Origin of the sequence: Fibrivirga algicola (assembly GCF_011742925.1) — a bacterium.
Taxonomy (GTDB): domain Bacteria; phylum Bacteroidota; class Bacteroidia; order Cytophagales; family Spirosomataceae; genus Fibrella; species Fibrella algicola.
The window spans coordinates 700,055-714,012 of record NZ_WAEL01000003.1 but is presented as its reverse complement, the minus strand read 5'-3'; the positions used below and the strand labels follow the sequence as shown (position 1 = coordinate 714,012).

Below are 13,958 nucleotides of genomic sequence, written 5' to 3'. Positions count from 1 at the left end.
TGGAAGTGCTAGAGGAACTAGGTAACTAGTACGTATTATAAACTAATCAGCAAGAAAGTAACTGATCGTTTCGTAGTAAAAAAAAGATGAAATACATTGTAGGCGGATAATGAAACTCGTTTATGATGAAGAACTTATATATATTTTGGCTACTGTATTTCTGGACTACCGGTGTGATCAGCGCTCAAAGTCGTTTCAATTCAGGATGGGATGAGCGGGATGGGGACACCTTCATCGGCGTCAATTTATCAACGAGTCGGTATAACGGCGATCTGAGCGAGCGCTACAACTTTAAGCACCTTCAATTGAGCTGGGGAATTGAAGGTAATATCCGTCACCGGTTTACTGATCGATGGAGTGTGTCGGGTCAGGCAGGTGCTTACCACTTACGCGCTGATCAGCGATTTACCAAAAATGCGGCTAATGCTCTGACTTTTGCTACCACTAACTTTTCTACTAACCTGCGTGCCGAGTGGGACATGTTGTCAGTGGATGGCAATCAGCGTAATGTCGTATATCTTTTCTTTGGCATTGGTGCCACTAAACTATCACCCACTACAACGCTCAACTCCGATACTTACTCACTGCCAGATTTTCAAACGGAAGGGAATAAATACAATTTGTGGGCCGGACAAGTCAGCTATGGGGTTGGGTTCCCTATGGTGTTGAGTGAGTCCTTTTTGTTACGTATAGAAGGAAGATACACACATGTGCTAAGCGATTACTTAGATGATGTGAGTGATCGATATTCTAATAAGACAGGGGCCACAGACCTGGAAAAGCAGTTGGCTGACAAACGGATTGCTGAAAATCTACCGCCCAATCCAGTGGGCGAAGTGCGGGGGAATCCATTGAAAAACGACGGGTATTTTCTGTTTACTTTACAGCTTCTCTATAAGTTGTAAAGTCCCTATTCCTAAACACAACAGAATGGCCTCGTTTATTGCAGCAATTGATCAGGGTACTACCAGTACCCGATGTATAATCGTAGACAAGCAGGGAAATATTCACTCCGTTGCTCAAAAAGAACACGAACAGATATACCCCAAACCAGGCTGGGTAGAACATGATCCGGAAGAAATCTGGCAAAATACGCTGGAAGTAATTGCAAAGGCGCGTATTCAGCTTCGGTTAACAACGCGTGATATCGAAGCCGTGGGTATTACCAATCAGCGAGAAACAACAGTTGTCTGGAATCGCAAAACGGGTAAACCGTATTACAACGCCATTGTCTGGCAGGATGTACGCACAGAATCCGTAGTGGCTGAACTCGCACAGGAAGGTGGCGCCGATCGGTTTCGGGCCAAAACAGGGCTCCCGTTAGCCACTTACTTTAGTGCGCTTAAGCTCGGATGGCTGTTGGATAACGTACCTGGCCTGCGTGATGATGCTGAACGGGGAATAGCCTTGTTCGGTACAATCGATAGTTTCCTGATTTGGCATCTTACAGGCGGCCCACATGGCGGCGAGCACGTAACCGATGTTACAAACGCCAGCCGTACTCAACTCATGGACTTACAGACCCTAGACTGGGACGATGACATGCTGAACACGTTGACCATTCCACGGGCTATGTTGCCAGACATACGTCCTAGCAGTGGCATGTTTGGTACCATCACGTCTGAGGTGATCCCGGGCGTGCCCATTACCGGTGTGCTGGGCGATCAGCAGGCGGCTTTGGTAGGCCAAACTTGTTTCGAACCTGGTCAGGCAAAGAATACGTATGGAACTGGTTGTTTCTTATTGATGAACACTGGCACAAAAATCCGGCCGTCGACGTGTGGCTTGCTGACTACCGTGGCCTATCAGTTTGGCAACGAGCCGCCTCATTACGCCCTGGAAGGCAGCGTAGCAATTGCCGGAGCGTTGGTGCAGTGGCTGAGAGATAACCTGGGCATTATTAAAACAAGCGGTGAAGTACAAACGCTGGCCGAACAGGTGGAAGACAACGGTGGCACCTACATCGTTCCTGCTTTTTCGGGTCTTTATGCGCCGTACTGGCGCACCGACGCCCGGGGCATTATGGCGGGTTTAACCCGCTTCGTAACCAAGAACCATATTGCCCGGGCTGCCCTTGAAGCCACGGCTTTTCAAACATATGATGTATTGCAGGCTATGCAGGAAGATGCCGAAATCGCTCTGAAAACACTGCGCGTTGATGGCGGTATGGTGGTCAACGACCTGCTAATGCAATTTCAGGCTGATATAAATAACGTACCTGTTATTCGGCCGCGGGTAACTGAGACTACGGCTATTGGAGCCGCCTATGCCGCTGGGTTAGCGGTTGGATACTGGGCATCGATCGACGAGCTGAAAGCGAACTGGGGCGTCGAAGCCACGTTTACCCCATCAATGCCAGAAGAGAAGCGGACTGATCTGCTGCATCACTGGAAGAAAGCCATCGAGCGGTCATTCGATTGGGCGAACTAGTACGAAAAATCCTACTTTTTAGACTAAATTGAGATGATTTAGTCTAAAAAGTAGGATCGTCTATGTCATTCGATTATATAATTGTTGGCGCAGGGTCGGCAGGCTGTGTGCTGGCGAATCGGTTGTCGGCCGAACCGGGCGTTTCCGTACTCTTACTGGAGGCGGGAGCACCCGATAAAAAACTGGAGATTCACGTACCTGCCGCCTATTCCAAACTCAACCGCACCACAGTTGACTGGGCTTACTCGACCGAGCCGCAGGAGCACGTAGATGGCCGACGGATCTACCTGCCTCGAGGAAAAACTTTGGGTGGGAGTAGCTCAACGAATGCTATGGCCTATGTGCGGGGCAACCGAGCCGACTACGATAGTTGGGCTGCGCTGGGTAACGCTGGTTGGGATTACGAAACGATTCTGCCGTATTTCAAACGTTCGGAGTGTAACGAACAACTGGATCAGCTTGACGCGCACTACCACGGGGGCGATGGTCCACTCAATGTCACGTATGCAACGCGGTTCAGGACACCACTGGCCGACGCCTTTGTAGCCGCCTGCCAACAACAGGGCATTCGGGCGAATCAGGACATAAATGGTGCGGAGCAGGAAGGAGCGGGCCTATTTCAGTTTACAATCAAAAATGGGAAACGGCACAGTACAGCCGCTGCCTTTCTAAAGCCAGTTATCAACCGGTCTACCCTAACCGTTCGGACGCAGGCACACACGCAACGAATTCTGGTGAACGATGGCCGGGCTGTTGGCGTAGCACTAACAACCGGGAAAAACCAGACCGAGACTGTAATGGCGCGTCGGGAGGTGATTTTGGCGGCGGGGTCGTTCAATTCGCCGCAACTGCTGATGGTTTCCGGAATTGGTCCAACAGATGAGCTACGCCGCCATAATATCGACGTGAAACTGGCGTTGGCGGGCGTTGGTCAAAACTTGCAGGATCATCTATTTGTCGGTGTTAGTGCCATGACGAATCAGCTGGTAGGCACAAATCATTGGCTGAAACCGGCTAATCAGTTGAAAGGACTGTGGCAGTACCTGACGGCACAAAAAGGCCCGTTTACCATTAGCCCGCTGGAAGCTACGGCGTTTGTGCGTACGTCAGAGACGCTGGCTCAGCCTGATCTGCAATTGCACTTCGCGCCCATCCATATTGGTGACGATTACAAGGCAGATTTTTACGACTCCAGCACCTTTCCAACCAACGCAGATGGCTGGTCTATACTGCCCACTTTACTACAGCCTACAAGCCGTGGGTACGTTGGTCTGCGGTCGGCTAACCCACTGGATGCCCCAGTTATTCAGCCGAATTTTATGTCGACGGAGAAAGACCGGAACCTGCTGCTGGCGGGAACCAAACTGGCGATGAAACTGAACCGGTCGGCTGCTTTTTCTCCTTGGTATGAGCGGGCCCTGATGCCGGCCGAGGGAGCCTCGGATGAGGAATTGATGGCCCATGTTCGCAAAATAGTCGAAACGGTGTATCACCCGGTAGGTACGTGCCGAATGGGACATGATGCCGATGCCGTTGTGGATGATCAACTCCGCGTGCGGGGAATCGACGGGCTGCGAGTTGTCGATGCCTCGATTATGCCCGCTATCGTTTCGGGCAATACAAACGCGCCGGTTATTATGATCGCTGAGCGGGCCGCTGATCTGATTTTGGGCCGCTCAATACAAAAAACGGCCACCCTACAGACTACAACAGTCTAGAAAAGGGCTGATACGGAGCGAATTTCTCTACTTTTGGGACTATAAAGTTCTCTTTTCGTGCATGTCAGTTTCCAGTTTACGCCCCACCCGCCCAGCTGATTGGTGGGTTGCCTGTATCATCTTGCTGCTGGCAACTGTCTTTTATACCGCCATTATACGGTATGCCATCAACGTACCCCAGGTTGATGATTTTCTCTACATCGATAGCATTCGACGGATATTCACCGAAGGAACGCCGTTTGCCGAACAACTGCGGTTACTGGTAGAACAGCACAACGACCACCGGATTTTGCTGTCGCGGCTGATCGTGCTGGGTGATTATTGGCTGGAAGACCAGGTTAACTACCGCACACTAACCTTACTGGGTAGCTTGAGCGTGGCGTGTCTGCTTTGGCAGGTATATCGCCTGTTTCGACAGGCAGGGGTAGCGGCGTGGTTGGTGTTACCGGTGGCGCTGTTGCTGTTTCAACCGTCGTATCAGGAAGATGTGTGGTGGGTGCTATGCCTGTTGCAGCATACCCTGACGCTGCTACTGATGTTTCTTGTCTTTCGCCTGATTACCCGGCCCGCCCGATCGGCTCAGGTTGGGGCACTGGCACTTGGCGGGCTGGTCTTGTACTCAAACAGCAATGGGCTTTTTCTCTGGATTGCCGTAGTCGTTCTGCTACTACTGAGCCGGCAGTGGCGGTGGTCGCTGATCTGGATCGTAACCGGGTTGGTGCTCATCGGGCTATATTTTGGGGTCAACTATAACTTCGTTGCTAAAGGCTCGTTGGCGGCCGTGGCCAGGCATCCAGGTTGGGTGGTGAAAAGCATCGTCAGCTTTATGGGAAGTGCCGTGTATTTCGATCAGCGCCGTTGGCTGCTCCTGCCCGGTCAATGGCTCGTTTTAGGGCTTGGCGCGGTAGTCTTACTCGTTATCATTGGTAGTTGGGTACGTCTGTTCCTGACGATGAACCGGCCCATTTCCCCGGCAATCATCCCGTTACTAGGCATAGGTTTGGTGCTACTGGGATCAGGCGTGGCGGCGGCGCTGGTACGGAGCGATGGCAGCCTGATGATCATTGATCGGTATCAACTGTATGCTGTCTGGTGCCTGATTGTCCTGTACGGACTGCTGGTTATGCAACTAACGGGCGGGGCTAGACTGATAGTCGCCTGGCTGGGCATTGGCGTAGCCGCGTGGTTCTGGCTCAATGCCTGGCTCTATTACGGTCCTCAGTTAGCCGACCGCTATAACCGGCAGGTCGCCGAGGGAATGGCGCTGAAGCAGTATCGGTATTCGGTGATGAGTCAGCTATTCGGACGGGATCCTTATTGGCAGAAAGGCTGGGAGCAGGCCATGAAGCAGGGAATCTACCAGGTGCCCGACCTGCCCGAAATTCGGGGTGTCGAAACGGCTCTGCAAGCTAGCCCGGTTCTGGATTCAACCACGGTTTTTGTAACGGAGAGTCGCCTGCTGAGTTACCTGAACACAGATGCATTATTCCTGGAACAGACCGCCATACCGACGCCCAACTTTCTGTATCTGCAATCCGAGACTAACAGGTACGTACTGCCCGCCCAGCGCATGCCTAAACCGATTATGAAGCCCTGGCTAGCCGATAAAGGCGTGAAGTCGTTTGTGCTTCCCGTTATGTTGAAACCGGGTACGTATCGTATTGGCTGGGTACGTTACGCAGCAAACGGCTGGCAAGCCACATTGACGCAAACTCAACTTCAACTGCCCATCAACTAAGCGAGTGTACGCTCATAAACGCAGAAAGCCACTCCAAACGGAGTGGCTTTCTGCCTGATGCGCACGACCTATTTAGAAGAACAAAATCCGAATGGTGAATGGACTACTTCCATACAGAATTTGGTCGTTGAGCGAACTCGAATAGCTTACGTTATACAGCGCTGATAAGTTGGCTGAGAACAACCGCCCAATAGGCTGTGAATATGTAGCGCCAAGCCAGGTTGCGGTCGAAGAGCCGGTAGTGAGGCCGCCTACCGAAAGCTGGCCTTTGGTACTGTATGACCGCTGGTCGAGTTCAACGTGAGCGTAGATGTTCGGTATGATAGCAGGCAAAATTTCATACATACCAAAAACGCGGCCTGAGTACTGATTAAGGGTACCGTCAATTTTTGCGTTATTGAAATCTCTGTAGCCTGAGCTATAAGTGTACCCTACACCGAGACCAGCCACAAAATGCTCAGAGACCTGATAGGCAACAACCGGTGAGAGGCCAATGCTAAATGGATTACCAAAACTCAGCCCTGAGATGCCGCCGCCGAACCGAATGCGATCTTTAAATGGTAGTGGGTTGCCTTCCGGCGTTTGTGATTTCAAGGGAGCCTGTCCCTGATCGCGGCGCTCTTCGGGGTCTTCGGTAATCTGCCCGAAGGCGACGCTGCTGCTCAATAGAGCAACTAAAAACAAAAAACGATGTATCTGTCTCATAGTAATCCGCCGTAGCGGTAGTGTCACAACAAAAAGTCAGTGTAAATAACGATATAACGGGTTGCTTTCGCGTGAAGGGCCTGTTAAAACACAAACTCCTTTACGTCAGAATCGTTGAGTAATCGCTTGATGCATTTCTCGTGCGCCTGTTCAGGCCCCGAAACCTTCCAGCGACCAATAATCTCATTGCCTATACGCTGTTGAGGCCCTCGCCGTGGCGACAGCCCGCATTCAATAAAAGCCCGCTCATATTGGTTCAACGTCTTGTTCTTGTAAGTGGTCACCACTTTGTATTCGCGGGTCTGGTTAAGGCGGGTAATGCGGTACGATAGCTTAGCCAGAAAAAGCAATGAACCCATGATCATGGCGAAACCAACCAGCGCAATATCGTAGTAGCCCCCGCCAATGCTCATGCCAAGGGCTGAAACCGCCCATACAGTAGCGGCGCTGGTAAGTCCCTTTACCCGGTTCTCTTCCTTGTAAATGAGCCCTGCGCCCAGGAAACCTATGCCGTTGACAATATTCGCCGCAATGCGGTCGTCACCAATACGTAATGAGATCATCGTAAACAGCGTAGCACCCACGCAGATCATGATGGTGGTACGAAAGCCAGCCGCCTTAGAGCGATACTCACGCTCAGCGCCAATCAATCCGCCCAAAACAAGGGCCAGCGCCAACCGGATAATATCTTCCTGATGAATGATCATAGAGTGAGTTTACAAGTAGCTGTTCGCATATTTCCGTTGGATCGATCACTGACCGTCTCTACGATAAGCAGCGCAACAGAAAACGGTAAACAGCAAACTGTAAACTGATTTTACTGAACGTAGTGCCGCTGTTTTCCGTTGAAAATTAGATAAGGTAACGCTAATTCAACGCATGATTCAACCCGCCGAAACCGACGTTATGACCGATATGTCAAACGGGTCGGTCGACCACCTCGACCCCAAACAGTTCATCATTATTAAGGGGGCGAAGGTACATAATCTCAAGAATATTGATGTGGCCATCCCACGCAACAAACTGGTGGTGGTAACCGGTTTGTCGGGCTCGGGCAAGTCGTCGCTGGCGTTCGATACGTTATTTGCCGAGGGGCAGCGTATGTACGTCGAGAGTCTGAGCAGCTACGCCCGGCAGTTTTTAGGCCGGATGGAAAAGCCGGAGGTGGAATACATCAAAGGCGTATCGCCCGCCATTGCCATTGAGCAGAAAGTAACCTCGCGTAATCCCCGGTCAACGGTGGGTACGTCGACGGAGATTTATGATTACCTGAAATTGCTCTTTGCCCGGGTGGGACGTACCTACTCGCCGGTGTCAGGGAATGAGGTAAAGAAAGATACGGTGACCGACGTGGTCAGCTTCATCTTCGCCCAGCCCGAAGGAACGCGCGTGATGGTGATGGCGCCGCTCTACATTCGTGAAGGCCGCACGGTGGGCGACGAACTGAATATCCTGCTTCAGAAAGGCTATACCCGACTGGTAGCCGATGGGACGGTGTTTCAGATGGAAGACCTGCTCGACGAAGCCGCTAAACTGGCCGAGGCGGGGCAGAAAGGTGATTTGGTTCGTTCGCTGCTGCCTGGTCAGGACACTACGCTCGAAATCCTGATTGACCGGGGTACGGTGCAGTTTGACGACAAAGGTGAACCCGACGAAGACACGCAGTACCGATTCTCCGACTCGGTACAAACGGCCTTCAGCGAAAGCGACGGCTCGTGCCGGGTCGAAATTGTGGCGGGCGACACTGTGGCTGGCCAATCGCGGGTGTTCTCTGATCGGTTCGAGCTTGACGGTATCGCGTTTGAGGAGCCGAGCGTGAACCTGTTTACGTTCAACAACCCTTACGGCGCCTGCCGCCGGTGCGATGGCTTCGGCAAGGTGCTGGGTATCGATCCTGATCTGGTCATTCCCGACAAAAACCTGTCGTTGTTTGAAGGGGCTATTGCACCCTGGCGCAGCGAGAAGATGAGCGAAGAGTACATGAAGCCGCTGCTGCGTAACGGCATCCGGTTCGACTTCCCGATTCATCGCCCTTACAAAGAACTGACGCCCGAGCAGAAGGAACTGCTCTGGACGGGTAACAAATATTTCAGCGGTCTGAACAACTTCTTCGCCTTTGTCGAAAGTCAGACATTCAAAGTACAATACCGGGTGATGCTGTCGCGGTACCGGGGTAAAACCACCTGTCCCGAATGCCGGGGTTCACGACTGCGCCGCGATGCCAGCTTTGTGAAAGTGGCCGGTAAGTCGATTACCGATCTGGTGCTGATGCCCATTGCCGACTCAGCCGCTTTCTTCCGCACCATCGATATCCCCGCCGCCCAACGCCGTGTGGCCGACCGAATTCTGATCGAGATACAAAACCGCCTCGACTACATGGAGCGTGTCGGTCTGGGTTATCTGACGCTCAACCGCCTCACCAACAGCCTGTCGGGTGGCGAGTATCAGCGCATCAAGCTAGCAACGTCGTTAGGCTCTGCGCTGGTTGGTTCCATGTATATTCTCGATGAACCAAGCATTGGTCTTCATCCACGCGATACCCAGCGGCTGGTCAGTGTGCTGGAAACGCTGCGCGATATGGGTAACACCGTCATTGTGGTTGAACACGAAGAAGAGGTGATGCGTGCCGCTGATCAGATTATCGACATCGGTCCCGAAGCTGGTTCGGGCGGTGGTCATCTGGTGTTCCAGGGCACGTGGGATGAAATCAAGAATGAAGAGGTAAGGATTGACAGTGGCTCCGCGGCATATAAAGGTGAAGGTGCCGAGCCATTCTCTATTCTGCACTCGTCCTTCCCTTCCCATACGCTCGATTTCCTGACGGGGCGTGAAGTAGTGGCCGTGCCTACCTACCGGCGCATACCAACACACTGGATTGACCTGAAAGGCGCAAGGGAACACAATCTGAAAGATGTAGATGCGCGGTTTCCGCTCAATACGCTCACCGTTGTAACAGGCGTGTCGGGTTCAGGCAAATCGACCCTGATTCGTAAGGTGCTGTACCCGGCCTTGGCCCGGCTGAAAGGCGAGGGTGGCGAAGAGGCCGGTAAGTTTTCCGATTTGAAAGGCTCCGTCGACCGAATTTCGTCCATCGAGATGATCGATCAGAACCCGATCGGTAAATCGAGCCGATCGAACCCGGTCACCTACATCAAAGCGTATGATTACCTGCGGCAGGTCATGGCCGATCAGCCTGTATCGAAGGCGCGCGGGTACAAGCCCAGCCACTTCTCATTTAACGTAGATGGTGGCCGGTGCGAGGTGTGCCAGGGCGAAGGCGAAGTGAAGGTAGAGATGCAGTTCATGGCCGACATTTATCTGAAGTGCGAAGGCTGCAACGGCCAACGCTTCAAGCAGGAGGTGCTGGAGGTAACCCTGGCCGAGAAAAACGTGTCGGAGATGCTGAACATGACCGTCGACGAAGCTATTGACTTCTTCCGCAAGGTGGAGCCAAAAATGGCCGATAAGCTGATGCCGTTGCAGGAAGTTGGTCTGGGGTATATCGGGCTGGGCCAATCGGCCAATACGCTGTCGGGTGGCGAAGCGCAACGGGTAAAACTGGCGTCGTTCCTGGGTAAGGGTAATCCCAACAAGGGGCAAACCCTGTTTATCTTCGATGAACCCACCACGGGCTTGCACTTTCACGACATTCGTAAGCTGCTGAAAGCCATCAACGCGCTGGTCGATCAGGGCGACTCGGTGATTGTCATCGAGCACAACATGGAAGTGATCAAATCGGCCGACCATATTATCGATCTGGGTAAAGAAGGCGGCGATGCCGGTGGGTACGTCACCTTCGCGGGTACACCTGAGCAGATGGTTAACCTGGAAGAAGGCGTGAGCTATACGGCCGATTTCCTGAAAGGGAAACTGTAATAGCTGCTCGTACCAGGAGCGCTGTCTTGACCGGCTTAGGCCTGCTCTCTGCACTCAGCTTCAATTAATAAGTGCTTCTTTTTTACGTGCGTTAGCAACCTATTGAGTTGCTAACGCACGTTTTTTTATGCCCCACTTTCCAGGCGTTAATTGTCAGGGGAGACTGCGCAGTTCACCCGTTGGAGCATGCGTCTTCATTTCTTTACTGATTGATGTACTATTTTGACGAAATAGGGTACTTCTGTAGAGATAGTTCATATGGTATATGATTTATCTTGGATAGACTAGTATGTTCTGTTCGAAAAATCAAAAAATGCGTTTAATAAACCATAAACTTTATTTATGAAAAAAACACTATTGGGACTCGGATTGCTAGTAGTAGTCGTGTCCGCCTGTAAAAAAGACACTGATAGCGGTGGCACTACGCCCACACCGACACCGCCCGTAGTAGAGGGGAGTGTTCCGCTAAAGTCGGTAGCTACCTTTCCAATTGCTGTAGCGGCAAGTAATGGCGCTTTTCTGACCAATGCTATATCTTCTAGCCTAATCAGTCGGGATTTCAACGGCATCACGTTTGAAAACGAGATGAAAAATAATGCCCTCGTAACTAGTTCAGGGAGCTATAATTTTGCCACAGCAGACGCTATGTTAGCTGCTGCACAAGCAGCCAACATACAGGTTCACGGGCATGTGTTAGCCTGGCACTCACAGGCACAAGGAACTTACTATAGAAGCATTTTGAGTTCGGCTACGCCGAGCGCCACCAACCTGGTCCAGAACCCCGGTTTTGAAACCAGGAACGCTGCCGGCACTTTCGCCAATTTCACAGTGCTGAATACCGGTAACCCCGCAGGCACCGCCAGCGTAACGGTAGGGGCAGGGACTACAGAGGTCCGGTCAGGTACCAGCGCTATGAAAGTAGTAAATCCCACGGCCTACGCAACAGAGCAATGGCGGGTGCAGGTGGCTACTGACCCTATTCCGCTTACGGTGGGCAAGCAATATCAGGTTAGCTATTGGGTGAAAGCAGCTGAAGCCAATGGTTCGATACGGCTGTCTACGCAACCAACGCCGTTGTATCAGGCCGATCAGACCATCGGCACCGCCTGGCAACGGGTGACCTGGCTGATTACCGCCAATGAAGCGCAAACCCGAATTGTGTTTGATATGGGCCGTAACAGCAATACCTACTACATTGATGATGTGAGTGTTAATGAACTGGTCACGGCTGGCGGCCCGACCAACAATTACGTAAAAGTGGATAGCCTGCTAAAAACGACGATTCAGCAGATTGCGGGTCATTTTAAAGGAAAAGTGCGTGGTTGGGACGTGATCAACGAGATGTTTGCCGATGGACCCGCCGGTGCTATCCGAAACAGTACCAATACGGCCAATGCTACCGCTAATGATATTTTTGTGTGGAGCGACTACTTGGGTCGTGATTTCGGGGTGAAAGCCTTCAAGTACGCCGCTGAGGCCGATCCGGCCGCCAAGTTGTTCATCAACGAGTACAACCTTGAGTCTTCTACCGCCAAACTCGATTCACTGATTGCGTATGTGGCCGAAATTAGAAGCAAAGGCGCCAAAGTAGACGGAATAGGTACCCAGATGCATGTTAGCCTGACGACGAATAGAGACCAGATAGATACCCATTTTAGAAAACTGGCGGCTACTGGTCTGCTGGTTCACGTCTCTGAACTGGATCTGGGCGTAAACACCAACAATGCAACCACGCTGCTCTTCACGGAAGCATTGGAAAACGCTCAGGCTGATATGTACAACTACATCGTCACGTCCTACATGCGCAACGTACCCAAGGCGCAACGGTACGGGTTAACTATCTGGGGTGTGCTGGATAACCAAAGCTGGCGATACAGAAACGGGGCGGATTACCCGCTCATCTACAATCCGGCCGGTACCAAAAAGAAAGCGTACGATGCCGTGCTGAACGCATTGAGGTCGGGACTGTAATTAGTTTAGCGGGTAGTTGTACAGCTGCTGTTTAGATTAAACGCATTTGATATAGCTTTGAGGGGTAGTGTGTCGATAGCAATGGCTTACAGCCAGTAGTTGCTTGAAACGCCTACCCTGCTTTACTTGCGTTTAAGCTGTATTTCTATGAAAGCCCTGATTGTTTGCACCAGCCATACTGATTACCCCACGAAGCCGCAGAAAACGGGGCTTTGGCTCAGCGAAGCCACGCACTTCTACGATGAATTGCAGGATCGCAACATTCAGTTCGACTTCGTAAGCCCCAAGGGCGGACCCATACCGCTCGATCAGCGGAGCGTTGAATCACGGGATACGACCAACGAAAAATGGATGCACAATCCGGTTTTTCAGGAAAAACTAGCCAATTCGTTGCGCCCCGACCAGATTAACCCGGCCGATTATCAGATCATTTATTTCACCGGCGGGCACGGCACTATGTGGGATTTCCCCAACGACACAACGTTGCAGGCTACTACCCGCTACATCTACGAAAACGGCGGTATGATAGCGGCTGTCTGCCACGGCGTAGCCGGTTTGCTCAACGTGACCTTGTCTGACGGCACGTCTTTCCTGAAAAACAAACAGGTAACGGGCTTCTCCAACATGGAGGAAAAAATTGCCAGGCTGGCCGAAGAGGTGCCTTTTCTGTTGGAAGACGCCCTGAAAGAGCGCGGTGCCATTTACAGTAAATCGCTGATTCCCTACGTACCTCACCTTGAAGTAGATGAGCGGCTGGTAACCGGCCAGAACCCCCTTTCAGCCCGCAAAGTAGGCCGCAAAGTAGTGGAAGAGATGTTTGAGAAGTAGGTCTGAAAACAGGGTCCTGGTAGTCGGATAAAAAATAGTCCTGAGTCTGGAAAGTCAACGCTAATACGACCTTCCAGACTCAGGACTATTTTTTATCCGACTATCAAGACTAAATAACTACATGCGGGAAAATAGCCCGAAACGTGGGGAGAATCTGGTCTTTATCGGATACGTTCGGATTCTCGATGCCCCAGTTGATGTTCAGGTCAGGATCGTCCCAACGAATACCGCCTTCGGCCTGTTTGTTATACACATTAGTGCACTTGTAGCTGAAAATGCTGTCTTCCAGAGCCACAAATCCGTGGGCAAATCCTTCGGGAATCCAGGCCATATTAGCCAGTTTGGCATCGAGCAGGAACGTTTCGTACTGACCGAACGTGGGCGACTCCGGGCGGCAGTCAACGGCCACGTCGAGCACCTGCCCGGTTATTACGCGAACCAGCTTGCCCTGCGCAAAGGGCTCATTCTGAAAATGCAAACCGCGAAGTACTCCTTTAGTCGAAAACGACTGGTTATCCTGCACAAAATCGAAGGGTAAGCCCAGCGAAGCAAAGAGCGGCTTGTTGTACGACTCGAAAAAATGGCCGCGTTCATCTTCGAAAATACGGGGAATCAACTCGATCAGGCCCTCGATGGCTGTTTGGCGTACTTGCATAGTTGAATTTCTGGTAGACAGTACAAAAATAGACTTC

The 13,958-nt window shown here is 51.7% G+C and carries 10 protein-coding genes; 7 read left to right on the top strand and 3 right to left on the bottom strand.

The annotated features are described in order from the left end of the window. Nucleotides 1-122 precede the first annotated feature (122 nt). The 4 genes from F7231_RS11350 to F7231_RS11335 all read left to right on the top strand — a co-directional run bounded on the left by F7231_RS11350 (nt 123) and on the right by F7231_RS11335 (nt 5,886). The gene (locus F7231_RS11350; RefSeq protein WP_166691972.1) at nt 123-905 is read left to right on the top strand and encodes a putative outer membrane beta-barrel protein; all 783 of its coding nucleotides are present in this window, start codon (nt 123-125) and stop codon (nt 903-905) included. A 25-nt stretch (nt 906-930) separates the two neighbouring features. After that, nucleotides 931-2,430, top strand: a complete 1,500-nt coding sequence (glpK, locus tag F7231_RS11345) for a glycerol kinase GlpK (protein ID WP_085411154.1) — start codon at nt 931-933, stop codon at nt 2,428-2,430. A 62-nt stretch (nt 2,431-2,492) separates the two neighbouring features. After that, the gene (locus tag F7231_RS11340) at nt 2,493-4,148 is read left to right on the top strand and encodes a GMC family oxidoreductase (protein ID WP_166691971.1); all 1,656 of its coding nucleotides are present in this window, start codon (nt 2,493-2,495) and stop codon (nt 4,146-4,148) included. Nucleotides 4,149-4,209: 61 nt separating this feature from the next. Further along, complete coding sequence (locus F7231_RS11335; RefSeq protein WP_085411152.1) at nt 4,210-5,886, top strand: hypothetical protein; 1,677 nt, start codon at nt 4,210-4,212, stop codon at nt 5,884-5,886. Nucleotides 5,887-5,958: 72 nt separating this feature from the next. Here the strand turns inward: F7231_RS11335 and F7231_RS11330 are convergent, their stop codons facing one another. Both F7231_RS11330 and F7231_RS11325 read right to left on the bottom strand, forming a co-directional pair. Further along, nucleotides 5,959-6,591, bottom strand: a complete 633-nt coding sequence (locus F7231_RS11330) for a porin family protein (protein ID WP_085411151.1) — start codon at nt 6,589-6,591, stop codon at nt 5,959-5,961. Nucleotides 6,592-6,674: 83 nt separating this feature from the next. Continuing rightward, nucleotides 6,675-7,298 carry an MgtC/SapB family protein gene (locus F7231_RS11325; protein WP_085411150.1) on the bottom strand — a complete coding sequence of 208 codons (624 nt, stop codon included), beginning with the start codon at nt 7,296-7,298 and terminating at the stop codon, nt 6,675-6,677. A gap of 172 nt (nt 7,299-7,470) precedes the next feature. Between F7231_RS11325 and uvrA the strand changes: the two genes are divergently transcribed. The 3 genes from uvrA to F7231_RS11310 all read left to right on the top strand — a co-directional run bounded on the left by uvrA (nt 7,471) and on the right by F7231_RS11310 (nt 13,266). Then, a complete protein-coding gene (gene uvrA / locus F7231_RS11320; protein WP_229369804.1) occupies nt 7,471-10,467 on the top strand; it encodes an excinuclease ABC subunit UvrA in 2,997 nt (998 codons plus the stop codon). A gap of 342 nt (nt 10,468-10,809) precedes the next feature. Next, on the top strand, nt 10,810-12,438 hold the full coding sequence (locus tag F7231_RS11315) for an endo-1,4-beta-xylanase (RefSeq protein WP_166691970.1): 1,629 nt from the start codon (nt 10,810-10,812) through the stop codon (nt 12,436-12,438). Nucleotides 12,439-12,585: 147 nt separating this feature from the next. Next, nucleotides 12,586-13,266: a type 1 glutamine amidotransferase domain-containing protein gene (locus F7231_RS11310; protein ID WP_166691969.1), complete on the top strand. Its 681-nt coding sequence runs from the start codon at nt 12,586-12,588 to the stop codon at nt 13,264-13,266. A gap of 109 nt (nt 13,267-13,375) precedes the next feature. On the opposite strand, the gene rfbC is transcribed toward F7231_RS11310, so the two are convergent. Continuing rightward, nucleotides 13,376-13,921 carry a dTDP-4-dehydrorhamnose 3,5-epimerase gene (rfbC, locus tag F7231_RS11305; protein ID WP_166691968.1) on the bottom strand — a complete coding sequence of 182 codons (546 nt, stop codon included), beginning with the start codon at nt 13,919-13,921 and terminating at the stop codon, nt 13,376-13,378. Nucleotides 13,922-13,958 lie beyond the last annotated feature (37 nt).